The organism is Pseudomonas sp. NPDC089996 (assembly GCF_044748405.1).
Classification (GTDB): domain Bacteria; phylum Pseudomonadota; class Gammaproteobacteria; order Pseudomonadales; family Pseudomonadaceae; genus Aquipseudomonas.
The window spans coordinates 20,573-45,203 of sequence record NZ_JBIVGA010000013.1 but is presented as its reverse complement, the minus strand read 5'-3'; the positions used below and the strand labels follow the sequence as shown (position 1 = coordinate 45,203).

23 protein-coding genes are annotated in these 24,631 nt (G+C 63.9%); 12 read left to right on the top strand and 11 right to left on the bottom strand.

The genetic code is table 11. The annotated features are described in order from the left end of the window. Positions 1–221 precede the first annotated feature (221 nt). Positions 222–845, top strand: coding sequence for a LysE family translocator (locus ACIPW4_RS21290; RefSeq protein ID WP_400661236.1), 624 nt, complete (start codon positions 222–224; stop codon positions 843–845). Here the strand turns inward: ACIPW4_RS21290 and ACIPW4_RS21285 are convergent. The 8 genes from ACIPW4_RS21285 to ACIPW4_RS21250 all read right to left on the bottom strand — a co-directional run bounded on the left by ACIPW4_RS21285 (position 842) and on the right by ACIPW4_RS21250 (position 9,914). Further along, positions 842–3,178, bottom strand: coding sequence for an autotransporter outer membrane beta-barrel domain-containing protein (locus ACIPW4_RS21285; RefSeq protein WP_400661234.1), 2,337 nt, complete (start codon positions 3,176–3,178; stop codon positions 842–844). The genes ACIPW4_RS21290 and ACIPW4_RS21285 overlap by 4 nt on opposite strands. A gap of 133 nt (positions 3,179–3,311) precedes the next feature. Then, positions 3,312–3,587 carry a peptidylprolyl isomerase gene (locus ACIPW4_RS21280; RefSeq protein WP_008095636.1) on the bottom strand — a complete coding sequence of 92 codons (276 nt, stop codon included), beginning with the start codon at positions 3,585–3,587 and terminating at the stop codon, positions 3,312–3,314. An 88-nt stretch (positions 3,588–3,675) separates the two neighbouring features. After that, positions 3,676–4,446, bottom strand: a complete 771-nt coding sequence (hbdH, locus tag ACIPW4_RS21275; RefSeq protein ID WP_400661232.1) for a 3-hydroxybutyrate dehydrogenase — start codon at positions 4,444–4,446, stop codon at positions 3,676–3,678. A 35-nt stretch (positions 4,447–4,481) separates the two neighbouring features. Continuing rightward, a complete protein-coding gene (locus tag ACIPW4_RS21270) occupies positions 4,482–5,498 on the bottom strand; it encodes an ABC transporter permease (RefSeq protein WP_400661230.1) in 1,017 nt (338 codons plus the stop codon). Further along, positions 5,498–6,556 carry a microcin C ABC transporter permease YejB gene (locus tag ACIPW4_RS21265; protein WP_400661228.1) on the bottom strand — a complete coding sequence of 353 codons (1,059 nt, stop codon included), beginning with the start codon at positions 6,554–6,556 and terminating at the stop codon, positions 5,498–5,500. Before ACIPW4_RS21265 ends, ACIPW4_RS21270 begins: the two co-directional genes overlap by 1 nt. Then, complete coding sequence (locus ACIPW4_RS21260) at positions 6,553–8,478, bottom strand: extracellular solute-binding protein (protein ID WP_400661226.1); 1,926 nt, start codon at positions 8,476–8,478, stop codon at positions 6,553–6,555. The genes ACIPW4_RS21265 and ACIPW4_RS21260 overlap by 4 nt, the downstream gene beginning before the upstream one ends. Before the next feature lie 13 nt (positions 8,479–8,491). Then, a complete protein-coding gene (locus ACIPW4_RS21255; RefSeq protein WP_009686645.1) occupies positions 8,492–8,773 on the bottom strand; it encodes a peptidylprolyl isomerase in 282 nt (93 codons plus the stop codon). Between the two features lie 79 nt (positions 8,774–8,852). Continuing rightward, positions 8,853–9,914 carry a 3-deoxy-7-phosphoheptulonate synthase gene (locus ACIPW4_RS21250; RefSeq protein ID WP_400661225.1) on the bottom strand — a complete coding sequence of 354 codons (1,062 nt, stop codon included), beginning with the start codon at positions 9,912–9,914 and terminating at the stop codon, positions 8,853–8,855. A gap of 633 nt (positions 9,915–10,547) precedes the next feature. Here ACIPW4_RS21250 and benA point away from each other — a divergent pair. The 10 genes from benA to ACIPW4_RS21200 all read left to right on the top strand — a co-directional run bounded on the left by benA (position 10,548) and on the right by ACIPW4_RS21200 (position 19,004). Then, positions 10,548–11,906 carry a benzoate 1,2-dioxygenase large subunit gene (gene benA / locus ACIPW4_RS21245; RefSeq protein WP_400661223.1) on the top strand — a complete coding sequence of 453 codons (1,359 nt, stop codon included), beginning with the start codon at positions 10,548–10,550 and terminating at the stop codon, positions 11,904–11,906. Beyond that, a complete protein-coding gene (gene benB, locus ACIPW4_RS21240) occupies positions 11,903–12,388 on the top strand; it encodes a benzoate 1,2-dioxygenase small subunit (RefSeq protein WP_400661221.1) in 486 nt (161 codons plus the stop codon). The genes benA and benB overlap by 4 nt, the downstream gene beginning before the upstream one ends. A gap of 70 nt (positions 12,389–12,458) precedes the next feature. After that, entirely contained in the window at positions 12,459–13,472 is a 1,014-nt protein-coding gene (gene benC / locus ACIPW4_RS21235) for a benzoate 1,2-dioxygenase electron transfer component BenC (protein ID WP_400661219.1), read from the top strand. A 196-nt stretch (positions 13,473–13,668) separates the two neighbouring features. After that, positions 13,669–14,430, top strand: coding sequence for a 1,6-dihydroxycyclohexa-2,4-diene-1-carboxylate dehydrogenase (locus ACIPW4_RS21230; protein WP_400661217.1), 762 nt, complete (start codon positions 13,669–13,671; stop codon positions 14,428–14,430). 108 nt (positions 14,431–14,538) lie between these two features. After that, on the top strand, positions 14,539–15,624 hold the full coding sequence (locus ACIPW4_RS21225) for a metal-dependent hydrolase (RefSeq protein ID WP_400661215.1): 1,086 nt from the start codon (positions 14,539–14,541) through the stop codon (positions 15,622–15,624). 3 nt (positions 15,625–15,627) lie between these two features. Further along, the gene (locus ACIPW4_RS21220; protein WP_400661213.1) at positions 15,628–16,302 is read left to right on the top strand and encodes a TraX family protein; all 675 of its coding nucleotides are present in this window, start codon (positions 15,628–15,630) and stop codon (positions 16,300–16,302) included. A 63-nt stretch (positions 16,303–16,365) separates the two neighbouring features. Then, positions 16,366–17,277: a LysR substrate-binding domain-containing protein gene (locus ACIPW4_RS21215; RefSeq protein WP_400661212.1), complete on the top strand. Its 912-nt coding sequence runs from the start codon at positions 16,366–16,368 to the stop codon at positions 17,275–17,277. A 99-nt stretch (positions 17,278–17,376) separates the two neighbouring features. Next, entirely contained in the window at positions 17,377–18,357 is a 981-nt protein-coding gene (locus ACIPW4_RS21210) for an LLM class flavin-dependent oxidoreductase (RefSeq protein WP_400661210.1), read from the top strand. Positions 18,358–18,511: 154 nt separating this feature from the next. After that, complete coding sequence (locus ACIPW4_RS21205) at positions 18,512–18,724, top strand: cold-shock protein (RefSeq protein ID WP_400661208.1); 213 nt, start codon at positions 18,512–18,514, stop codon at positions 18,722–18,724. 73 nt (positions 18,725–18,797) lie between these two features. Beyond that, the gene (locus tag ACIPW4_RS21200; RefSeq protein WP_400661206.1) at positions 18,798–19,004 is read left to right on the top strand and encodes a hypothetical protein; all 207 of its coding nucleotides are present in this window, start codon (positions 18,798–18,800) and stop codon (positions 19,002–19,004) included. Positions 19,005–19,055: 51 nt separating this feature from the next. On the opposite strand, the gene ACIPW4_RS21195 is transcribed toward ACIPW4_RS21200, so the two are convergent. From ACIPW4_RS21195 to ACIPW4_RS21185, 3 genes are all read right to left on the bottom strand, one after another. Beyond that, on the bottom strand, positions 19,056–20,153 hold the full coding sequence (locus ACIPW4_RS21195; protein WP_400661204.1) for an alkene reductase: 1,098 nt from the start codon (positions 20,151–20,153) through the stop codon (positions 19,056–19,058). 96 nt (positions 20,154–20,249) lie between these two features. Beyond that, complete coding sequence (locus tag ACIPW4_RS21190) at positions 20,250–21,770, bottom strand: FAD-dependent oxidoreductase (RefSeq protein WP_400661202.1); 1,521 nt, start codon at positions 21,768–21,770, stop codon at positions 20,250–20,252. 184 nt (positions 21,771–21,954) lie between these two features. Further along, complete coding sequence (locus tag ACIPW4_RS21185; protein WP_400661200.1) at positions 21,955–23,283, bottom strand: MFS transporter; 1,329 nt, start codon at positions 23,281–23,283, stop codon at positions 21,955–21,957. A gap of 163 nt (positions 23,284–23,446) precedes the next feature. Between ACIPW4_RS21185 and ACIPW4_RS21180 the strand changes: the two genes are divergently transcribed. Continuing rightward, entirely contained in the window at positions 23,447–24,544 is a 1,098-nt protein-coding gene (locus tag ACIPW4_RS21180) for a sugar diacid recognition domain-containing protein (RefSeq protein WP_400661198.1), read from the top strand. Positions 24,545–24,631 lie beyond the last annotated feature (87 nt).

Below are 24,631 nucleotides of genomic sequence, written 5' to 3'. Positions count from 1 at the left end.
CTGGGCACTGTTTGTGCCATGGGCAGGTATAGATGGGCTTTTACCGATAGTTGATATTAATTGGCTATCAATGTGCGTGAGGTTGCAAGCGAAGCGCGATAGCCAGCAAACGAAGGCGCATGGCGCCTGGCCTGGCGCCCGTACAGTTTTTGTAGCTGGCTGTACCTTGACCGGATGACCGGTAAACGCCGAAATGAAAGGCTGATTACAAGGAGAAGAAAGTGGACCTGTCGAGCCTGTTGCTGTTCATCCCTGCCTGCTTTGCCCTGAACATGGCGCCGGGGCCGAACAACCTGTTGTCGTTGCACAATGCCAGCCGCTACGGCCTGCGCACTGCCTGCGTGGCCGGTGGCGGGCGGATCATCGCCTTCAGCGGCATGATCGCCCTGGCCGCCATGGGCCTGGCGGTGGTGCTGCATACCAGCGAGTACCTGTTCCTGGCGATCAAGGTGGTCGGCGCAGCCTACCTGTTCTACATCGCCTGGCAGCTGTGGCGCGCGCCAGTGGGTGAAGCGGTGGTGGCCAGCGATCACCCGAGTGGCACCTGGCGCCTGGCGCGTCAGGAGTTCTGGGTGGCGGCGGGCAACCCCAAAGCCATCCTGATCTTCACCGCCTTCCTGCCCCAGTTCGTCTCGGTCGGCAGTGCCACCCCGGTGAGCGAGCAATTCCTCTGGCTGGGCGTGCTGTTCCTGCTGCTGGAGTGGGCGGCAATCGCCATCTACTCGGGGCTGGGTGCCTACCTGCAACGCTGGTTCAGCCAGCCAGGGCCGCGCCGGCTGTTCAACCGGGTCAGCGCCTCGCTGCTCGGTTGCGCCGGCCTCGGCCTGCTGGCGGCGCGCCGCTAGAACTGCCAGCGCACGCCCAGGTTCACGCCGCTGGATTCCTGCTGGCGGCTGTCGAGGTTGGTGGAGTACTGCACGCCGCCGTGCAGGCTCAACGCCTCGCTTACCTGGGCAACCAGGCCGGTTTCGAGCTGCGCCGAGGTGTAGCGGTAGTCGGTTTTGATCTTGTCCACTCCATCGAACGTCAGCGTGTCGCGACCACCATCGCCGTGCCACAGGTTGAGCTGGGCGTAAGGTTGCAGCAAGCGCACGCTGCTGGCGCTGAAGGCGCCTTCCAGGCGCACGCCGAGCCGACCGGTCAGCTCGACCTGGGCATCATGGCTGACGTGCGAGACGCTGTCGTTGGCGCTGTCCAGTGAGACTTTCTGAGCAATCAGCTGAGCCTGGGGTTCTACCGTCCAGCGCTCGGACACGCTGATCGGGTAGCCGGACTCCAGCGAAGCGGTCCAGGCGTGGCCGTCGATGTTCAGCTTGTCACCTCGGTCGGAGCGGGCGCGACCGTCAAGCTTGGTGTATTGCACGACGCCATCGACGTACCAGCCTTGTGGCCCTACCAGGGTCCAGTAGCCACCTACACTGTCGCCGTCGAGCTTGAGGTCACCGACACTGCGGTCCTCCACGGCCAGGGCGAAGCCCTTGACGTCGGCTTCCAGGCGGCTGTGGCTCACGTACAGGCCCACGTGCTGGCGGTAGCCGTCTTCGTCGACCTTGGCATACAGGTCCTGACCCACCTTGAAACCGTACAGGTCGCCGTCCAGGCTCGGGCTGACGGTGCCGCTCCATTGCTGGCGCAACGCCCCACCGTAGGCCTGGCCCCAACTGGCGCTCAGGCCGCCTTGGCCAGCCAGCAGTTGCTGATCGCCCTGGCGCTGGTGGAAAGTGCCCAGCGCCTGGCGGGCGATGATCGCCGCGCCTCGGGGTGCGGCGGCGTAAACCGGCACTTCAGGGCGGTACAGGGGTACGCTGGTGCCGGCAACCGGGGCTGGCAGTTCCGCCTGGCCGGGGGCTGGTGCTGCCACGGGCGGCGTTACCGCAGGCTCGACCGGGGGCTGCCCTGGTTGTTCAGGCTGCCCAGGTTGCTCAGGTTCTTGGGGGGCAGGGGCTGGGCTTGCCACCAGCGTCGAGCGCAGGTACCAGCTGTTCTCGCTGCCAGCGGTCACACCGCCCTTGAACAGGCGGTAATCGTAGGCGCCCACCGACAGCGTCTGGGTCTGGACAAAGGCCGTGGCGGTGCTGGTGGCGCCATCACGGGCCTCGACGACCTGGATGCCGTTCTGGTGGGTGGCGGCGCCCGCACCCCCCAGGTTGTTGACCGTCAGGCGCGTGCTGCCACTGATGGCCCCCTGGCTGACCACCAGGCGATCGGATGCTGAGTCATCGCTGGCCAGTACGCTGTTCAGCCGCAGCTCGCCGTTGTCGCCCTCATAATTGCCGTTGATCGTCAGGCGGCCTTGGGCATCGTTGCCGCTGGAGAGGTCAATCGTACCGCTGTTGCTCAGGGTTGCGAGCTGCCCGCTGGTAAAGGGCGAAACCGAGCCCTGGCGGGAAGTCACTGCACTGCTGGCATCGATGTTCAGTTTGCCGCTGCCGCTGTCGGCGTCCCCCAGGGTAAGGGTGTCGTCCAAGGTGAGGTGACTGCTCTGCGTGAGGTCGATGGTTTCGAAATTCAGGTAGTGGGCACCGCCGACGACCTCGCTGTTGGTGAACAGCAGGGCGTCATTGCCCGCGCCCCCATCGACATCGATGGTGAGCGTCTGCGCCGTAAGGTCGCTGATAGTGGCCTGGTCGTCGCCGATACCCATGTCGACCCGCCCGCCGATGCTGCCACCGGACCAGTTGAAGACATCATTGCCGGCGCTGGCCAGGACATTGCCCTGCAGGGCCCCACCGCTGATGGTGATGTTGTCCACGCCGCCACTGGTACTGATGTTGCCGCCAATGGTGCCGCTACGCAGGATGATCGTGTCGTTGCCGAAGCCACTGACCAGGTTGCCATCGATCACGGTATCGACACCAAGGTCCTGGGACATTTCGAAGAAGTTGTCGGCCAGCTTGAGGTCTACCCGGCCGATACGCCCGCCGGCGAAGATCGCGCTGTCGCCATCCTCGAATGCGCCGGTGATCTGGCCGCCGGACATGTAGAACGTGTCGTAGCCTTGCCCTTGGTTGAGCGATTGAACCGTCCCACCCGTCATCTGGAAATCGTCGATGTCCTGGCTCTGCACGACGGCGCCCAGGTTGTCCCCGGGCGAAACGGTCAAGGCTTGGGCGTGTACGATCAGTGGCAGGGTGAGGAGGGGGAATGCAGCAGGTCGCAACAGGCGTAGGCAACGCATAGGCAGGTCTCCGAGTCCATTAGAGGGACCACTTCCTGAAGCGGCATTTCATGTGCGGCTTCGGCCCTGCCTGAGTTGTATGCAATGCGCGAAGGTGGGGCAACTGGCAAAAATGTCAGGTGGCCCGTGGCTATCAGTCGCGATAGAACGTCTGCACCAGGTGGTAGCCGAACTTGCTCTTGATCGGCCCGTGCACCACGCGCAGGGGCTTCTTGAAGATCACCTGGTCGATCGCGCCCACCAACTGGCCAGGGCGCACTTCGCCCAGGTCGCCGCCGCGCTTGCCCGAAGGGCAGGTGGAGAACTTCTTCGCCAGCACGTCGAAGGCCTCGCCGTTGGCGATGCGCTGCTTGAGCTTTTCGGCTTCGTCAGCGGTCTTGACCAGGATATGGCGGGCTTGAGCTTTCATGGGGCACCTGTGCTTCGGGCAAAAAAGGGCGACATTATGCCTGATCACGCAGCTACGTGCGGTCACGAAACCGCGTTCTGGCAACCCGTCACTGGGCCAACCAGCCTCCGTCGACGTTCCAGGCGGCGCCGCGAACCTGGCTCCCAGCCTCGCTGCACAGGAAGAGTACCAGCTCACCGAGGTGTTCGGGGGTGACGAACGCCAGTGAAGGCTGCTTCTCGGCCAGCAGGTCGTGTTGCGCTTGCTGGGGATCGACACCCTTGGCAGCACGATCGTCGATCTGCTTCTGCACCAGCGGGGTCAGCACCCACCCCGGGCAGATGGCATTGCAGGTGACGTTGCTGACGGCGGTTTCCAGCCCAACCACTTTGGTCAGGCCGACCACGCCGTGCTTGGCCGCCACATAGGCCGCTTTGCCACTGGAACCTACCAGCCCGTGCACCGAAGCGATATTGATGATCCGCCCCCAGTTGCGTGCGCGCATGCAGGGCAGCGCCAGGCGGGTGCCATGGAACACTGCAGACAGGTTGAGGGCGATGATCTTGTCCCAGCTTTCCACCGGGAACTGCTCAACCGGTGCCACGTGCTGGATGCCGGCGTTGTTGACCAGGATATCGACGCCGCCGAAGGTGTGCTCGGCCTGGGCGAACAGCGCTTCGATCTGCGCCACATCGGACAGGTCCGCCGGGTGGTGGACCACCCTCACGCCATGGCTGGCGATCTGCGCCAGTGCCGCCGTCGGGTCGCCGAACCCATTGAGCACGATGTTGGCTCCGGCGCGGGCCAGTACCTGAGCGATGCCCAGCCCGATGCCGCTGGTAGAGCCGGTGACGAGTGCAGTCTTGCCTTTCAAAGTCATGCAGAAACTCCTTGGCGATGTCGGTGGCCTGAACACTATTTTCTGGGGTCGAACGCCTCACGCAGGGCGTCGCCGATGAACACCAGCAGCGACAAGATCACCGCCAGTACAAAGAACGCGGTAAAGCCCAGCCACGGCGCTTCAAGGTGCTGCTTGCCCTGGGTCACCAGTTCACCCAGCGAGGCGCTGCCAGCGGGCATGCCGAAGCCGAGGAAGTCCAGCGCCGTCAGCGTGGTGATCGCCCCGGTGAGCATGAACGGCACATAGGTCAGCGTGGCATTCATCGCGTTGGGCAGCACATGGCGCAGCATCACCTGTGTATCCGGCAACCCCAGTGCGCGTGCGGCCTTGACGTATTCGAGGTTGCGCCCACGGAGAAATTCGGCGCGCACCACATCGACCAGGGTCAGCCAAGAAAACAGCGCCATGATGCCCAGCAACCACCAGAAATCCGGTTCGACGAAACCACTGAGGATGATCAGCAGATACAGCACTGGCAGGCCCGACCAGACTTCCAGCAGGCGTTGCCCGAACAGGTCCACCCAGCCGCCGTAATAGCCCTGCAGCGCGCCCGCGCCGACGCCGATGAGCACGCTGATCACCGTCAGGGCAAAGGCGAACAACAGCGAGGTGCGGGTGCCGTACAGCACCCGTGCCAGTACGTCGCGGCCCTGGTCGTCGGTACCCAGCCAGTTGCTTGCGCTCGGCGGGCTGGGGGTTGGCACCTGCAGGTCGTAGTTGGGTGTGTCGGCGCTGAACGGGATGGGCGTGAACAGCATCCAGCCACCCTGACCCTCGATCAGCTGGCGAACGTAGGCACTGCGGTAGTCTGGCTGGAACGGCAGTTGTCCACCGAACTGCTGCTCGCTGTAGCGTTTGAGTGCAGGCATGTACAAATCGCCTTTGTAGCTCAGCAGCAGCGGCTTGTCGTTGGCCACCAGCTCGGCGCACAGGCTCAGCACCAGCAGGCCGGCAAACAGCCACAGCGACACCCAGCCCAGGCGGTTGCGGCGAAAGCGCAGCAGGCGACGACGCGAAACCGGCGACAGCATCAGTGCGCCCTCGAGTCGAAGTCGATGCGTGGATCGAGTACGGTGAAGGCCAGGTCACCGATCAGGCGGAACAGCAGGCCGGCCAAGGTGAAGATGAACAGCGTGCCGAACACCACCGGGTAGTCGCGCGACACGGCCGCTTCGTAACTCATGCGGCCGAGGCCATCAAGGGAAAAGATCACCTCGATCAGCAGCGAACCGGCAAAGAACACCGTGATCAGCGCCTGCGGCAGCCCGGCCAGCACCAGCAGCATGGCGTTGCGCAACACGTGCCCATAAAGCACACGGCGTTCGCTGAGGCCCTTGGCGCGGGCGGTAACCACGTACTGGCGGGAGATTTCATCGAGGAAAGCATTCTTGGTCAGCAGGGTGAGGGTGGCAAAGCCGCCGATCACCAGGGCGCCGACCGGCAGCACCAGGTGCCAGAAGTAATCGGCCAGCTTGCCCAGCAGGCTGAGCTGGTCGAAGTCATCCGATACCAGGCCACGTACCGGGAACCAGTTCAGCGACGTGCCGCCCGCGAACAGCACGATCAGCAGCAGGGCGAACAGGAACGAGGGCAGGGCGTAGCCGACCACGATCAGCGCGCTGCTCCAGGCATCGAAGCGGCTGCCATGGTGCACGGCTTTGCGGATGCCCAGTGGGATCGACACAAGGTAGGTGATCAGCGTGGCCCAGAAGCCCAACGACAGGGTCACCGGCAGCTTGTCGAGGATCAGGTCGGTGACCTTGGCGCCGCGGAAGAAACTCTGGCCGAAGTCCAGCCGGGCGTACTGGCCGAGCATCAGCCATAGACGTTCCGGCGCAGTCTTGTCAAAACCGTACTGGCGCTTGATCTCCTCGATCAGCTTAGGGTCCAGGCCGCGGGTGGCGCGAGATTCGCCGTGGACCACCTCGACCCGCGAGCCAGGGGCACCACCGCCCAGGCCCTGCAGGCGCGCAACCGCCTGTTCGACCGGGCCACCGGGCGCGGCCTGGACAATGGCAAAGTTGACCAGCAGGATCGCCAGCAAGGTCGGGATGATCAGCAGCAGGCGCCGCAGGATGTAGCTGGTCATGGCTTGGCCTTCTGCCGTGCGGCCATCTGCGCGTTGGTCAGCGCCGTCGGGCTGATTTCCCACCAGCTGTCCAGGCCTTCGTCATAGGCGGGCTGGATGTTCGGCAGGCCGAAGCGGTTCCACCAGACTGTCGAGCTGCCGGGCGGGTAATAGTTGGGGATCCAGTAGTAGTTCCATTGCAGCACCCGGTCCAGGGCGTGGGCGTGGTGCAGCATGTCGGCCTGGGTGTCGGCGCGCACCAGGCCATCGATCAGCTGGTCGACCACCGGGTCCTTGAGCACCATCAGGTTGTTCGAGCCCGGGTCGTTGGCGGCGGCCGAGCCGAAGTAGTTGTAGAGTTCGGCGCCCGGCGACAGGGTGACTGCATAGCCGGTGACGATCATGTCGTAGTCGCGGGCCATCAGCCGGTTCACGTACTGCGCCGAGTCGACGTTGCGAATGTTCAGGGTGATGCCGATCTGCGCCAGGTTGCGCTTCCATGGCAGCAGCAGGCGTTCCAGGCCGGACTGGCCGTTGAGGAAGGTGAATGCCAGCGGCTCGCCCTGGGCGTTGACCAGCCGATCACCTTCGGGGTGCCAGCCGGCCTGTTGCAACAAGGCCAGTGCCTGCAATTGTTGTGGGCGAATGATGCCCGAGCCATCGGTGACCGGGGCGGCGAATACCTGGCTGAACACTTCGTCCGGCACCCGGCCACGCAGCGGTTCGAGCAGCTTGAGCTCGCCGGCATCCGGCAGCTCACGTGCCGCCAGCGGGGTATTGGAGAACAGGCTCTGCTGGCGGATGTACATATTGCGCATCATCTGCCGGTTGCTCCACTCGAAGTCCCAGAGCATGGCCAGTGCCTGGCGCACGCGGCGGTCCTTGAACTGTGGCTTGTCCAGGTTGAACACGAAGCCTTGGGCCGCCTGCGGCTTGGCCGGGCCCAGGTGCGCGCGCTGCAGGCGGCCATCGTCCAGCTGCGCGCCGTTGTAGCCCAGGGTGTAGGCAGTGGCGGAAAATTCGCGGTTGTAGTCGTAGCCACCGCCCTTGAGCACTTGGCGTGCCACTTCGGTATCGCCGAAATATTCGATGCGGATGTGTTCGAAATTGTAGCGTCCACGATTGACTGGCAAGTCTTTCGCCCACCAGTGCGGGTCGCGTTCGAAGGTGATGCTGCGGCCGTTGTCGATGCGCCCGATGCGATACGGGCCGCTGCCGACCGGCTTGTCGAAGCCTGCGCCGTTGGCGAAGTCGCGGTTCGCCCAGTCGTGCTCGGGCAGCACCGGCAGGCTGGCCAGGTCCAGGGCCAGGGTACGGCCGTGGGGTTGCTTGAGGTCGAAGCGCACCAGCAGCGGGCCTTCGACCGTGACCCCGGCGACGTCGGCGAACTGGGTGCGGTACTTGAGGCTGCCTTCGGCCATGAGCTTCTCGAAGCTGAAACGTACGTCTTCGGCGCGTACCGGTTTGCCATCGGCGAAGGTCGCCTTGGGGTCGATCTCGAAGCGCAGCCAGGCGTCGGCCGGCCCGCGTTCCATGCGCCGGGCGATCAGGCCATAGACGGTATAGGGCTCGTCGAACGAGCGTTGTGCCAGGGGCGCATACAGCCAGCCATCGACCTCGCTGACGCCGATGCCTTTGTCGATGTAGGGGAGGATATGGTCGAACTGGCCGATCTCGATGGCCGAGCGGCGCATCAGGCCACCTTTGGGCGCGGCTGGGTTGGCGTAGTCGAAGTGGCGGAAGGTTTCGCTGTAGCGGGGGGCTTCGCCGTAGACGGTGAGAGCGTGGGTGGGCGCAGCCTGCACCATCCAGCTCATGCAGAAGATCCACACCCCGAGAGCGACCTGTGGGAGCGGGTTCACCCGCGAATGCATCCGATCAGGCAATGTAGCTGCCTGACCGGACGCATTCGCGGGTGAACCCGCTCCCACAGGGATGGTCATCGGATGCGATGACTTAATCCTGGCGGCTGGTCACTTCCAGCAGGTGATAGCCGAACTGGGTCTTGACCGGGCCCTGTACGGTGTTGACCGGGGCGCTGAACACCACGGTGTCGAATTCCTTGACCATCTGGCCTGGGCCGAACGAGCCCAGGTCACCGCCCTGGCGGCTGGACGGGCAGGTGGAGTTGGCTTTGGCGATTTCAGCGAAGTCGGCACCGGCTTCGATCTGGGCTTTCAGTTCGTTGCACTTGTCTTCAGAGGCGACGAGGATGTGACGGGCGGTGGCGCGTGCCATGGATACTGCTCCTTGGGGGTAAAACCGCAAGCCTAGCGCACTTGAACGGGTCATGTCTCGCCGGGCTTGCAGAGGTCTGTCACAGACGCGCTGCGGCCACGCGCAGCAGGGTTTCGGTCGCGCTCCAGCCCAGGCAGCCGTCGGTGATCGACACGCCGTATTTCAGTGCCCCTTTACCCAGGGCCTGGCAACCGTCGAACAGGTGGCCTTCGAGCATCACCCCGACAATCGAGCTGTCGCCGGCCAGGCGCTGGGCCAGCACGTCCTCGAACACGGATGGCTGGCGCGCAGGGTCCTTGCCGCTGTTGGCATGGCTGCAGTCGACCACGATGCGTGCCTGCAAACCGGCCTTGGCCAGGCCCTGGCGAGCCTGGGCGATGCTGCCGGCATCGTAGTTCGGGCCTTTGTGCCCGCCGCGCAGCACCAGGTGGGTGTCCGGGTTGCCCAGGGTCTCGATGGTCGCCGGGTAGCCCTGCGCGTCCATGCCGAAGTGCCGGTGCGGCGCTGCGGCGCTGCGCATGGCGTCGCAGGCAATGCCGACGCCACCGTCGGTGCCGTTCTTGAAGCCGACCGGCAGCTCCAGGCCGCTGACCATTTCCCGGTGGATCTGCGACTCGGTGGTGCGCGCGCCAATCGCTGCCCAGCCCAGCAGGTCGTCGAAGTAGCCGGCGGCCATCGGTTGCAGCAACTCGGTGGCGATCGGCAGACCGCGTTCGATCATGCTCAGCATCAAGCCGCGGGACAGGGCGATGCCGGCATGCATGTCGTCGCTACCATCGAGGTGCGGGTCGTAGGCCAGGCCCTTCCAGCCAACCGTGGTTCGGGGTTTTTCCACGTAGGCACGCATCACCAGCAGCAGCTTGTCATCGACTTCACGGCTGAGCGCGGCCAGGCGGTCGGCGTATTCCAGGGCCGAGCGGGGGTCGTGGATCGAGCACGGGCCGACGATCACCAGCAGGCGCTGGTCGCGGCCTTCGAGGATGGCGCGGATGGCCTGGCGGTGGCCGTGGACTTGCTGGGCGAGTTCGGTAGACAGCGGCATTTGCTGCTTGAGCAGGTGCGGGCTGGGCAGGCGCTGGCTGACAGTGGTGTTGGCAGCGTGCGGTTGAGTCAGGGGCAGAGCGAGGTTCGAGGCTTGCATGGCGTATGTTCCCTGGGCGGACGGCGGGTTCTGGCCCGCGCGGTCGGCCCTATCGAGGTGTTCGACTATTCGTTGATTGATTGTCTGCAGCGTTGCCACCGGAGCGTGACCGATCGGAGGCGGCAGGCTGGCCCGAACGGGATTGGCTAAATCGCCAGGCATAGGTGCTTGCGTAGTAATAAGTGGCGTAGTTCATGAATCTGTCCTCAGTTCGAATCGGTAAACGTGCAATGGCCTGAAAAGCAAAACCCCCGGTCGGGGAGCCGACCGGGGGTTTGAGTATTCTCATGTTCGGCGGCCCCTCGAAGGTGGGCGCCGTGTGGGTATCGGCGCCTAGTGGCTAAACCAATACCCAAAGTAATAGCTGGCAGCAGCCTGGCAGCCGGCAACGGCCAGCACAGGGCGCAGGTTGCGACCAGTGTGGTTGGCGTGGTTGCGGGTGTGTTTCGGCATGTTGCTCTCCAATGAATGAGCCCGAGCTTACTTCAGGCGCAGCGCACTGATCAATGGATAAATGCTATCGAAACGATATTTGCACAAATCGGATAGCACTCTGCACGCGATGGATATTGCCCCCCCAGGGCAACCCCTAACCTGACCCGGCCTGAACAATAACAATTGGAGACCCTGGCCATGTCCCTGGGATTCGACTACCTCAATGCCATGCTCGAGGACGATCGCGAAACGGGCGTCTACCGCTGCAAACGCGAGATGTTCACCGACCCGCGCCTGTTCGACCTGGAAATGAAGCACATCTTCGAGGGCAACTGGATCTACCTGGCCCATGAAAGCCAGATCCCCGAGAAGAACGACTTCCTCACCCTGACCATGGGGCGCCAGCCGGTCTTCATCGCGCGCAACAAGGACGGAGAGCTCAATGCCTTCCTCAATGCCTGCAGTCACCGCGGCGCCATGCTGTGCCGGCACAAGCGCGGCAACCGCGCCAGCTACACCTGCCCGTTCCACGGCTGGACCTTCAACAACAGCGGCAAACTGCTCAAGGTTAAAGACCCAAGCAACGCCGGTTACCCCGCAAGCTTCAACTGTGACGGCTCCCATGACCTGACCAAGGTCGCCCGCTTCGAGTCGTACCGGGGCTTCCTGTTCGGTAGCCTCAATGCTGACGTCAAGCCGCTGATCGAGCACCTGGGCGAGTCGGCGAAGATCATCGACATGATCGTCGACCAGTCCCCTGAAGGGCTGGAGGTGCTGCGCGGTGCCAGTTCGTACATCTACGAGGGCAACTGGAAGCTCACCGCCGAAAACGGTGCCGACGGCTACCACGTCAGCTCCGTGCACTGGAACTACGCCGCCACCCAGAACCAACGCAAGCAGCGCGAGGCCGGTGACGAGATCAAGACCATGAGCGCAGGTTCTTGGGCCAAGCAGGGTGGTGGTTTCTACTCCTTCGACCACGGCCACCTGTTGCTGTGGACCCGCTGGGCCAACCCCGAAGACCGCCCGGCCTTCGAGCGCCGCGACCAGCTGGCTGCCGATTTCGGTCAGGCCCGCGCCGACTGGATGATCGAGAACTCGCGCAACCTGTGCCTGTACCCGAATGTGTACCTGATGGACCAGTTCAGTTCGCAGATCCGCATTGCCCGGCCAATTTCGGTGAACAAGACCGAAATCACCATCTACTGCATCGCGCCCAGGGGCGAAAGCGCCGATGCACGGGCCAAGCGCATCCGCCAATACGAAGACTTCTTCAACGTCAGTGGCATGGCCACCCCGGATGACCTGGAAGAGTTCCGCTCCTGCCAGACCGGCTACGGCGGCGGCACTGGCTGGAACGACATGTCCCGTGGTGCACAACACTGGGTGGAAGGCGCCGATGACGCGGCGAAGGAAATCGAGCTCGAGCCGCTGCTGTCGGGCGTGCGTACCGAGGACGAAGGCCTGTTCGTGCTGCAGCACAAGTACTGGCAGGACACCATGATCAAAGCCCTCGCACAGGAACCCCAACTGATCCCCGCGGAGGCCGTGCAATGAGCCTGCATGACTGCGTGCGCGACTTCCTCTACCGCGAAGCGCGCTATCTGGATGACGCCCGGTGGGACCAGTGGCTGGAGCTGTACGCCAGCGACGCGACCTTCTGGATGCCGGCCTGGGACGATGACGACAGCCTGACCGAGGACCCGCAGAGCGAAATCTCCCTGATCTGGTACGGCAACCGTGGCGGCCTCGAAGACCGCGTGTTCCGCATCAAGACCGAGCGCTCCAGTGCGACCGTGCCGGATACCCGCACCTCGCACAACATCAGCAACATCGAGATCGTCGAACAGGGCGAGGGCAGCTGCCAGGTGCGTTTCAACTGGCACACCCTGAGCTTTCGCTACAAGACCACCGACAGTTACTTCGGCACCAGTTACTACACCCTCGACCTGCGCGGCGAACAGCCGCTGATCAAGGCCAAGAAGGTGGTGCTGAAGAATGACTACGTGCGTCAGGTCATCGACATCTACCACATCTGATCCGAGGTAACGCGAGCCATCCGGTGTGCCACATGGCGCACCGCAGCCAGGCTCGCCCGCGAGGTGCAACATGAGCTTCCAGATCGCGCTTAATTTCGAAGACGGGGTGACCCGCTTCATCGAGGCCAGCGGCCATGAAACCGTGGCCGATGCCGCCTACCGCCAGGGCATCAACATCCCGCTGGACTGCCGCGACGGTGCCTGCGGCACCTGCAAGTGCAAGGCCGAGTCCGGGCGTTATGACTTGGGTGACAACTTCATCGAAGACGCCCTGAGCGAGGACGAAATCGCCGCAGGCTACGTGCTCACCTGCCAGATGCGCGCCGAAAGCGATTGCGTGGTGCGCATCCCGGCGTCGTCGCAGCTGTGCAAGACCGAGCAGGCCAGCTTCGAGGCCGCCATCAGCGATGTGCGTCAGCTGTCGGCCAGCACCATTGCCTTGTCGATCAAGGGCGAGGCACTGAGCCGCCTGGCGTTTCTGCCGGGGCAATACGTCAACCTCAAGGTGCCGGGCAGCGACCAGAGCCGTGCCTATTCCTTCAGCTCGCTGCAGAAGGACGGCGAGGTCAGCTTCTTGATCCGCAACGTACCGGGTGGGCTGATGAGCAGCTTCCTGACCAGCCTGGCCAAGGCCGGCGACAGCATGAGCCTGGCAGGCCCGTTGGGCAGCTTCTACCTGCGGCCGATCCAGCGTCCGCTGTTGCTGCTGGCCGGTGGCACAGGCCTTGCGCCGTTCACGGCGATGCTGGAGAAGATCGCCGAGCAGGGCAGCGAGTATCCCGTGCACCTGATCTACGGCGTGACCAACGATTTCGACCTGGTCGAGCTGGACCGCCTGCAGGCGCTGGCTGCGTGCATCCCGAACTTCACCTTCAGTGCCTGCGTGGCCAACCCCGACAGCCAGCACCCGCAAAAAGGCTACGTGACCCAGCACATTGCGCCGCAGCACCTCAATGACGGCGACGTCGATGTGTACCTGTGCGGGCCACCGCCGATGGTCGAGGCGGTAAGCCAGTTCCTGCGCGAGCAGGACATCAACCCGGCGAACTTCTACTACGAGAAGTTTGCGGCGGCTGCGGCCTGAGTTTACTTGCGGCCGCCGGCATCGTGCGGGTGACGGTGGCCTCCTTTTATTTGGCTGCCGGATTGCGGGGCCGCGTTGCGGCCCTTTCGCGACACAAGGCCGCTCCCACATGTACCGCGTTCCCTTGTGGGAGCGGCCTTGCGTCGCGATGGAGGGCGCAGCCCTCCCGGCAATTTCGGATTGGAAGGAGATCGACATGAACAACCGATTCCACAACAAAGTCGCCCTGGTCACCGGCGCCGCCCAGGGCATCGGCCGCGGCGTGTGCTGGCGGCTCAAGGCCGAAGGTGCGCAAGTGGTGGCCGTGGACCGTTCCGAGCTGGTCCACGAACTGACCGGGGAGGGCATGCTGACCCTCACCGCCGACCTCGAACTGCATGCCGATTGCGCCCGGGTCATGGCCACGGCGGTGGAAACCTTCGGCCGCCTCGACATCCTGGTCAACAACGTCGGCGGCACCCTCTGGGCCAAGCCCTTCGAGCACTATGAAGTGGACCAGATCGAGGCCGAAGTGCGCCGTTCGCTGTTCCCGACCCTGTGGTGCTGCCATGCGGCACTGCCGTACATGCTCGAACGCGGCAGCGGCGCCATCGTCAACGTCTCGTCGATCGCCACCCGTGGGGTCAACCGCGTGCCGTACGGCGCGGCCAAGGGCGGCGTCAACGCACTCACCGCGTGCCTGGCCTTCGAAACCGCTGGCCGCGGCATCCGGGTCAACGCCACCGCGCCTGGCGGTACCGAGGCGCCCCCGCGCCGGGTGCCGCGCAACAGCAGCGAGCAGAGCGAGCAGGACAAGGCCTGGTACCAGCAGATCGTCGACCAGACCCTCGACAGCAGCCTGATGCACCGCTACGGCAGCATCGACGAGCAGGTCGGCGCGATCCTCTTCCTGGCTTCGGATGAGGCCTCCTATATCACCGGCGTGACCCTGCCGGTGGGGGGCGGTGACCTCGGCTGATCCCTCCCGGCAAAGCGTTCCGCACCACGAATATTGTCACACAGCGGCGATTGCGCCAGCCGGGTGTAGAAGGTTAGGTTTCCTCATTGCCACTGAGGAAGCCTCACCTTGGACTCCATTACCCAAGCCGTACTCGGCGCAGCGCTGCAAGGTACGGTACTCGGCCGCATCCAGGGCCGGCGCTCACTTGTCTACGGCGCTGCGCTGGGCACCGTGCCGGACCTTGACGTGGTCATCCGCTACGCAGACCCGGTGTCGCAGATGACTTACCACCGCGGCTTCTCCCACTCGATCTTCGTTCTCACCGGCGTGGCCCTGTTGCTGGCCTGGCTGGTCGACCGGCTCGGCCGAACGCGCTGGCCCGCCAAGGGATATACGCTGCCCCGGTTGTTTTTGGCGTTCTGGCTGGTGCTGGTAACCCACCCGGTCCTCGATGCGTTCACCGTCTACGGCACCCAGCTGTTCTGGCCGCTGCCGTTCACCCCACTGAGCTGGGCAGCGGTGTTCATCATCGACCCGGTGTATACCGTGCCGCTGTTGGCGGCCGTGATCTACGCGGCGTTCAAGGGCCTGAAGGGCAGGGCGGTGCCGCTGTTGAGCCTGGCATTGGCATTCAGCACGGCCTACCTGGGGTTCGGCCTGGCCGGGCGCATGGCCGCCGAACAGCGCATGCAGGCAGCGCTCGATGCCCAGGGCATCGCGGTGAACGAAGTCCGCGCCGTGCCAATCGCGTTCAACAGCCTGGTCTGGCGCGTGCTGGCGAAGACCCCGGATGGCCATTACTACGAAGGTATCAGCAGCACGTTCGACCGCGAACCGCCAGAAATGCAGCGCCTGCCGCTGAACCTGGAGGCGGCGCAGGCACTGAACGGTTCAACGTTACTGCAGCGCCTGCGCTGGTTCACCGACGACTGGCTGCGCTATGACCAGGTCGGGAATACGCTGGTGGTCACCGACCTGCGCATGGGCATCCCGGGCAATTACACTTTCCGCTTCAACATGGCCCATCGTGACAGCCAGGGCCACTGGATCGTCGACCGGCCCAGCAGCTACCGGGGCGCCGGGGCGGCCTCGATGTTCGACCGCGAGGACCTGGCGCTGATCTGGCGGCGCATTCTCGCCCAGCAACCGCCGTTGCCACTGGCGGCCTGGACCAACAAGTACCTGGGGCCGGCCAGCGAGCCAGGGGGCTAGAGCGTGCGTTCGGCGGGGCTCGACCTGGTCAAGTGGGTGGCGATGCTGACCATGGTCGCCGACCATGTGCGCTTCATCTGGCCCGAGGCGCAAGGCCTGTTCATCATCGGCAGGTTCGCGTTTCCTTTGTTCTGCCTGGCCATGGCGGTGAATGTGGCGCGGGCAGGCAGTATCAACCTGCGCTACCTCGGCTGGATGCTCGCGTTCGCCGTACTGTCCGAGCCTCCCTATCGCTGGTTGGACCCTGACTCGCAGACCTTCAGCATCATCCCCACGCTGACCTTGGGGCTGCTGGTTGCCTGGGGCGTGCAACATCAGCAGCTAGAGGTTCGTCTGCTCGGGCTTGCTGCAGCGCTGCTCGGTGCGGTCTTCAGCGAACACTTGATGTACGGCCTGCCTGGCGTGTTGCTACCTGCCGGCTGGGTACTGGCGCGCCGGCAGGGTGGGCTGACCTGGCTGTTGCCTTGCCTGCTGGCCATGGCCGGCAACCTGACCAACAGCTGGTTGCGCGGGCACCTCGCGGCCCCGGTGACCCTGCTTACCCTGGCCGCCGCAGCGCTGGCGATTGCCATCGGTTGCCTGCTGTTGCGTATCGACCATTGGCCGGTGCCTGCCGTGCGGCGCTGGGCCTACCTGTTCTACCCTGTGCACCTGTTGCTCATCAAAGTCCTTGTGTGAGCCCTTGCAATGGTGCCAAACGCACCCATTTAAGCGGGTCTTCCGTATCCGCAGGAACCCGCCATGGAACCCAACCGCTTCGGCGATATCGCCGCCTTCGTCAGTGCCGTGAAGGCCGGCAGCTTCACCGCCGCTGCGGCCAGCCTGGGCCCGACCCGCTCGGCAGTGGGCAAGAGCATCGCCCGGCTGGAAGCGCGCATGGCGGTGCGCCTGCTCAACCGCACTACGCGCAAGCTGAGCCTGACCGACGAGGGCCTGGTGGCGTTTGAGCGCTGGCGGCAGATTCTGGACGACCTGGACGAAGTGGAAAGCACCATGGCCCAGCGCCGGGGCAAACCTACCGGCACCCTGCGCCTCACCGCGCCGTTGTCGCTCGGCCAGCGTCACGTGCTGCCGATCCTCGACCAGTACCTCAAGCAATGGCCCGAACTTCGTGCAGACATCCGCTTCACCGACCGCTTCGTCGACCTGGTCGAGGAGGGAGTCGACGTTGCCGTGCGCATCGGTGCGCCCAAGGAGGATTCGCAACTGCTGACCCGCACCGTGGCCTGGCAACAATTTGTCACCTGTGCTTCACCCGCGTACCTCGAAGCCCGTGGCATGCCGCAGGTTCCTGGCGACCTCTATGGCCATGACAAGATCGCCTTTCTCGCGGGCGAGAAAGCCATGCCCTGGCGCTTTCATACCGACGCGGGCCTGCACCTGTGCGAAGACCCCGGGCGGCTCAACATCGACAGTTCCGAGGCCATGCTCGACGGTGCCAGGGCAGGTTTCGGGCTGATTCACCTGCCGACCTACATTACCGGTGACGACCTGCGCGCTGGCACACTGGTGGAGGTGTTGCACGACTACCGGCCCCCGGCCGATCCGATCCGCATTGTTTACCCGAGCAAGCGACATCTGTCGCCTAGGGTGCGGGGATTCATCGACCTTTTAGTAGCGAGCTGGGAGCTGGGCGTTCCCTGGGAGGACTGATTGGGGATTGTCAGGCCCGTATATAGGGCCTGAGTTCGGGTTTATCCCTGGCGCCACAGCGAAGACACTGGCGTCACTGATAATCCCTCTGGAGACCCCATGACTGCCTTGTCCGTACTGGATCTGGTCATGATTGGCGAAGGCAAGACCTTCGCCGACGCGATCGAAGAATCCCGCCAGCTGGCTCGCCACGTCGAGCCGCATGATTACCGCCGCTACTGGATTGCCGAGCACCACGACATGCCCGGCATCGGTTCGGCTGCCACCGCGCTGGTGATCAATGAGATCGCCAATGCCACGCAGCACATTCGCGTCGGTGCCGGCGGCATCATGCTGCCCAACCATGCGCCGCTGGTAGTCGCCGAGCAGTTCGGCACCCTCGACACACTGCATCCGGGCCGCATCGACCTGGGCCTGGGGCGTGCGCCCGGTACCTCGGGCCCCAGCGTTCGCGCCTTGCGCGGTGCCGCGCAGGAGCGCGACTTCAGCCAGGACATCGCCGAACTGCGCGACTACCTGGCTGACAACGGCAAGCGCCAGGTCCGTGGCGTGCCGGGCAAGCACGAACTGCCGGTGTGGATCCTCGGCTCCAGCCTGTTCGGTGCCGATCTGGCGGCCAAGCTGGGGTTGCCATATGCCTTCGCTTCGCACTTCGCACCGCGTTACCTGCTGCAAGCGATTGCCCATTACCGGGCGAACTTCCAGCCTTCCGCGCAACTGGCCAAGCCGTATGTGATGGTGGGCGTGAACCTGTTTGCCGCCGACAGCGATGCCGAGGCGGATTACCAGGCCAGTTCACACCGTAAGTGGATGCTCGACCTGCACGTCGGGCGCTTCGGCTTGCTCCCCAAACCGCAGGAAGGCTATGTGCAGAGCTTGCCGGCCCACGAGCGGGCGGTATTGCAACAGGTGATGGCCTGCAGCATTGCTGGTGGGCCGGAGCGGGTGCGGGAAGGGCTGCGCTCGCTGATCGAACAGACCGGGGCTGATGAGCTGATGATCGATTGCCGAATTCATGATCCGTTGGCGCGGCTGCGCTCCCATGCCTATGCGGCGCGGGCTTTGGCAGATCTCGGATAATGCCCAGAATGCTTTCGTATATAAAAAACGAAAAGACCTGATAAAACTGCCAGTAGATATTCTTGCTGAATCGTTCGAAGATACAGCTGCGCTGGACATCACTGTTACATCGGTTGCCCAGTAAAACGAAATTCAGAGATCAAAGGTGAAGAACATGTCTGAAGAAAAAACGGGCACGGTGAAATGGTTCAACGATGAAAAAGGATTTGGATTCATCACCCCTGATGGTGGTGGCGATGATCTTTTCGTCCATTTTAAATCCATTGCATCGGACGGTTTCAAAAGTTTGAAAGAAGGCCAAAAGGTTACCTTTGTAGCTGAAAGGGGCCAGAAAGGTATGCAGGCAGCGAACGTACGTCCTGCGTAGCAAGCCTTTACCTTGCGCTCGTTCGTTTGTTGCCTGAATGAGCGCAAGGCTTGTCCGCACGGAGGTGTTGATCATGTCCAGTAGCGATCGCAAGACAAATCCCTTATCCGTATCTGCTGATCCCGAGATTGAGACAGCAGAACAAGACATGTATTTTCTGCAAGAACCCGGCAAACAGTTTCGAGAAGGCCAGGCGGTTTCCTACGAGGTGGGGATTGATGAGAAAGGCCGCCTATACGCTTTCAATGTGCGGGTTGAAGTCGATCCCCCTTTGCATTAGCGAGACTGACGATTGAAAGATGGGAGCCTTTCAGCTCCCTGTTTTTCAGAATCAGGCCTGCTTGAGGAACGGATAATCCGTATATCCCTCAGGCCCGTTGGCATAGTCGAACTGCGCGCGATGCTCGTTCAAAGGCGCCTGCACCCGCAGCCGCTCAACCAGGTCCGGGTTGGCGATGTAGCTGCGCCCAAAGGCCACGGCATCGATCAGGCCACGACCAATCAGATCTTCGCCTTTCTCGGCGGTATAGGCGCCCGCAGCGATGATCACGCCCGGGTACGCTGCACGAATCTGCTCACGGAACTCGTCACGCAGGGGCTTGCCGCCTGCCCAGTCCGGCTCGGACAGGTGCAGGTAGGCGAGGTTGCGCTTGGCCAGTTCCTTGATCAGGTACAGGCCGGCAGCTTCCTGGTCCTCGCCATTGTCCACGCCGTTGAAGCCGCCCAGCGGGAACACGCGGATGCCAACGCGCTCGGCGCTCCAGTTGGCGATGGCGGCGTCCACGGCCTCGAGGACGATGCGCGCACGGTTCTCGACGCTGCCGCCGTAACGGTCATCACGCTGGTTGGCGCTCGGGGTGAGGAACTGGTGCAGCAGGTAGCCGTGGGCAGCGTGCAGCTCGATGAAATCGAAACCAGCCTCGCGGGCGTTGGCGGCGGCCTGGCCGAAATCGGCAACGATCGCGGCAATCTCGTCTTCGCTCAGGGCACGGGGTGCAGAAGTTTCCACCCGCACCAGGTTGCCTTGGTCGTCACGCAGGGTGGTGCGGGCGTTGGCCGGTAGCGCCGACGGTGCGACCGGCGCCTCGCCGTCGGGTTGCAGCGAGGTGTGCGAAACGCGGCCGGTGTGCCAGACCTGCACGGCGCTGTGGCCGCCTTCAGCGTGAATACCGTCGTTCACCGCTTTCCAGGCGGCGACCTGCTCGGCGCTGTGGATGCCTGGCGAGCCGGAGTAACCCTTGGCCTGGAAGGAGATCTGCGTGGCTTCGGTAATGATCAGCCCGGCGCTGGCGCGCTGGCGGTAGTACTCGGCCATCATCGGTGTCGGCACATCGCCAGGTTCCAGGCTGCGCAGGCGGGTGAGCGGGGCCATGAACACGCGGTTGGGCAGGGTCAGGGGGCCGATCTGCAAGGGTTGCAAGAGTTTCATCATTGCTCCAGAGGTGGGAAACCAATGGCGCGAACGATACCGGGATGATTGGGGAAAGGGGGGACCGAGACCCCGGCGCAGAGCTCCCCAATGCGCTCAACCAATCAGCTCCAGGGCTTCAGCCAGGGTCAAGGGCCGCTTCATCCGTTGTGACAGCGTCGCCATGGCGTCCGAATAGCCCTTGGCAATTACCGCCTCGACCTGCTCCCCGGCACACTGCAAGGCGATGAAGTCGCCTTTCTCCGGCTCCCCGACAAACTCGATGCGGTCCCAGTCCCGGGCATGCCCCAGCACCTCGTAGGTGCGCCCGTGCTGGTAGGTCCAGAAGAATGGCACATCGTTATACCGGCGTTGCTCACCCAGCATGTTGGCTGCAGCGATCACGCCATGCTGCTGAGCCAGCCGCCAGTGCTCGATGCGCACCGGTCGGCCTGCGTGGGGGAAGGTGGCGATATCGCCAGCGGCCCATAAGCCGTCTGCGGCATGCAGTTCGGCGTCGACCGACAATGACTGGTCTTTGGCCAACTGCACCCCTTGCACGAACGCTGTGGCCGGTTTTACACCCGTTCCGAGCAGTACCAGTGCGGCACTTATCTTTTCGCCATTGGCCAGTTGCACGGCTTCGACCTTGTCTTCGCCCAAAAAACGCTCGACTTCGGTCGGACCATGGAACACCACACCCTTGCGTTCGTGCAGTTCGCGGATACAGCGGCCGATGCGCTCACCGAGCTGTTTGGCCAGAGGCAGTGGGTGACGCGTGACCACATGGACCTGCGCACCGTATTTGCGCAGCGCAGCGGCGGCTTCCAGGCCAATGAAGCCGTCACCGACGATCACCACGGGCTGCCCAGGTTCGGCAGCATCGAGCAGGCGCGCGGCATCCTCGCGCGAGCGCAGGGTCATGATGCCGGGCAGATCGACACCGGGCAGCTGCGGGCGCAACGGCTTGCCGCCCGTGGCCAGCAGGGCGGCGTCGTAATTGATGTGCTGGCCGTCGGCGAGAATGATCTGGCGTTTTTTTACATCCAGTGCACGTACTTTGCCGAAGCGCCGATCCAGATGGCCTTTGCGCAACTGGTCGGGCTCCAGCAAGGCGGACACCTCGTCGGGTGCCATCTCCCCGGCGATGACGAATTTGCTCAAGGCGGTGCGGTCGTATGCCGGCTGTCGCTCCTGGTCGAGCCAGATCAGATGTCCGCCGAAGCCGTGGTCGAGCAGTGTGGCGACTGCCGCCGAGCCTGCGGCACCGGCACCGATCACCACGAAAGTGCGCGCATCGCTGTGGCGAGGCGGCTCGCTCTTGGGCAACGGTTGGTCGTCGACCCACACTTCTCCATCCTTGACCCAGGCCCGGTACCTGCGCAAGTCGTTCAGAGCTGGTGGTTCACACACCGCACCGTCATCTGCGGCAAACGCGGCCTTGTGCCAGGGGCAGACCAGCAGGCCACCGCAGATCACGCCTTCTTCCAGCGGCGCACCTTCGTGTGGGCAGTTGCCTTGGTAGGCATGAACCTGATCGCCCTGGCGGACGAGGATCATTTCTTCGTTGCCGGCCTGCACGCGCAAGGGGCGCTTGGGATCGAGCTGTTCGAGGCGGGCCACGGCGTGTTGGGGCATGGGGCTTCTCCAAAGGGGGCCTTTGGAACCATTTGACGCCTGGGGTAGGAGGGGGGATGCGTTGACCTGACGACCGGCGGGGGATTGTGCCGGCCTCTTAGCGGGTGAACCCGCTCCCACAGGTGCTTCATAGGCCTCAAGGGCCATGCAGTACCTGTTGGAGCGGGCTCACTCACCAATGGTGTCAATTGGACCGGACAGTACTCAATGCGCCTGCCCGGGTAACTCGCAAGGCCACCAGGCTACCCAGCACGATCAACGCGGCCAGCGAATACAGTGCGGCGTCGGTCGAACCGGTCTGGTCCTTGATGAACCCGACCAGATAAGGGCTGAGGAAGCCGGCCATCTGCCCCACCGAGTTGATGATCGCCAGGCCTGCCACGGCGGCGCCGGCGCTGAGCAGTGCGGTGGGCATCGGCCAGAACATCGGCAGGCCGGTGAGGGCGCCCATGGTGGCGATCGACAGGCCAAGAATGGCGACAGGCGGGTTGCCAGCAAAGTTGACCGCGATCAGCAGGCCGACTGCGCCCATCAACATCGGCACCACAAGGTGCCAGCGTCGTTCGTTGCGCAGGTCCGCCGAGCGGCCGCAGAGGATCATGAACACACCGGCCAGCAGGTACGGGATCGCGCTGAGCCAGCCGATCAGCAGCGGGTTGTCGAAGCCCATGTTCTTGATGATCGACGGCAGCCAGAAGTTGATCGCATACACGCCACTCTGGATGCAGAAATAGACGAAGCCGAAGGTCCAGATCAACGGGTTGGTCAACACCGCCATGACGCTGTCGCCGGTGGTGTTCGGCTTGCTGGCGGCGTCGGCTTCGAGGTCGGCGGCGATCAGCTGGCGTTCGGCAGGGCTCAGCCAGGTGGCTTTCTGGTAGCCATCGCTGAGCAACTTGATGGCCAGCACGCCGAGGGCGATGGTTGGCAGGCCCTGGATCAGGAACATCCACTGCCAGCCGGCCAGGCCATGCTGGCCGGTGGCGAAGTGCTCGAGGATCCAGCCGGAGAACGGCCCGCCGAGCAGGCCCGACACCGGGATCGCCGACATGAACAGGGCCATGATGCGGCCGCGGCGGTCTGCCGGGAACCAGCGCGAAAGGTACAGCACCACGCCGGGGAAGAAGCCCGCCTCGGCAGCGCCGGTCAGCAGGCGCAGGGTGTAGAACTCGGTGGGGGTAGTGACGAACAGCAGACAGGTCGACAGGCTGCCCCAGGCGATCATCATCGCTGCAATCCAGCGCCGCGGGCCGAAGCGGTTGAGCGCCAGGTTGCTCGGCAGGCCGCAGAGCACGTAGCCGATGAAGAAGATGCCAGCGCCGAGGCCGTACACGGTTTCGCTGAACTTCAGTGCATCGAGCATCTGCAGCTTGGCGAAACCTACGTTGACGCGGTCCAGATAGTTGAACAGGTAGCAGATGAAAATGAACGGTATCAGCCGCAGGGTGATGCGCCGGTACAGCGCGTTGCGGTTGCTATCGGTGCCTTGGTCAGGGGCAGGGCTGTGTGCCATGATCGTGATCTCTGTTGTTATGGTTGTCACTGCGTCGCCTGTGCCGGCGCTCGCCCTGACGAGTCTCGGGGAGTGCGACGCGCCTGTCTTTGTGCTTATGCACAGCGTATCGTGCATGGCGCTGTGCCGCTGTACAAAAGCTGACACGTTTAAGGATCGCTGAATGTTCGAACTGGACCATGACCTGGCGCAGGATATCGTTGATCGGGCGATGGCCATTCTGCCCTGCAACGTCAACGTCATGGACAGCCAGGGGCTGATCCTCGGCAGTGGCGAGCCGGAGCGCATCAATACCCGTCACGAAGGCGCGCAGCTGGTGTTGGCCAATGGCCGGGTGGTCGAACTGGATGTGGACGCGGCCAGGTGCCTGAAGGGCGTGCAGCCTGGGGTCAACCTGCCGTTGATGCTCGACGGGCGCTTGATCGGCGTGCTTGGCCTGACCGGCGACCCGCAGCAACTGCGCACTTATGGCGAGCTGGTGCGGATGACCGCCGAGATGCTTCTGGCGCAACGGCACCTGCAGGTCGAACAGCAGTGGCGGCGCCAGCGTTGCGACGACTTGCTGGCGTTGCTGCTCGGTGGCAGTGGTGATTCACCGCGGCTGTTGGACGAGGCGCAGCAGTTGGGCCTGAAACCTCAATTGCCGAGGGTGCCGTGCCTGTTCGAACTGCTATCCGGGGCGCCTGCCGAAACGCTGTCGGCCTGGTTGATGAGCCGATACCCGGACAGCTGGTGCGTGAGCCCTTCGCGTGAGTCGCTGCTGTGGTGCCGGCCGGCGGGGCTGGTACTGGACGAAACACGCCTGATCGAACGTTTGCAGCGCCACGGCTGGGAGGTCGAACGCCTGGCACTGGGCAGCGCGGCGCAGAGCCTGGAACAATTGCGCCGCGGCTACCGACGGGTGCGCGACTTGCTGGCCTACGGCCGTGAGGTGCTGCCCAGGGAACAGCTGCTGAGCCTGAGCCGCTACCGCTTGCCGGCCTTGCTCTGGCGCCACCGCAACGAAGACGCGCTGGATGAACTGCTCGAGCCGTTGCAGCGCATTCGCGCCCGGGATGCCAGCGGCCAGTTGCTGACCACGCTGCGCGCCTGGTGCGCGCATGATGGCCAGAGCCAGGCCTGTGCCGATGCCTTGGGGATCCACCGCAACAGCCTGCGCTATCGCCTTGAGCGCATCGCCGAACTGGGCGAAGTAGACCCGCTGCGCCTGGAAGGCATGCTGAGTCTGTACCTGGCGCTGCAACTGCTGCGGGCCGATTGAGCGCCTGCAGAGGCATTTGCCCAAACAACGCTGCCGGCCTTTTGTGCATCCGACCGAGGCCGCCGTGGCAGACAGCTGTCAGCATGC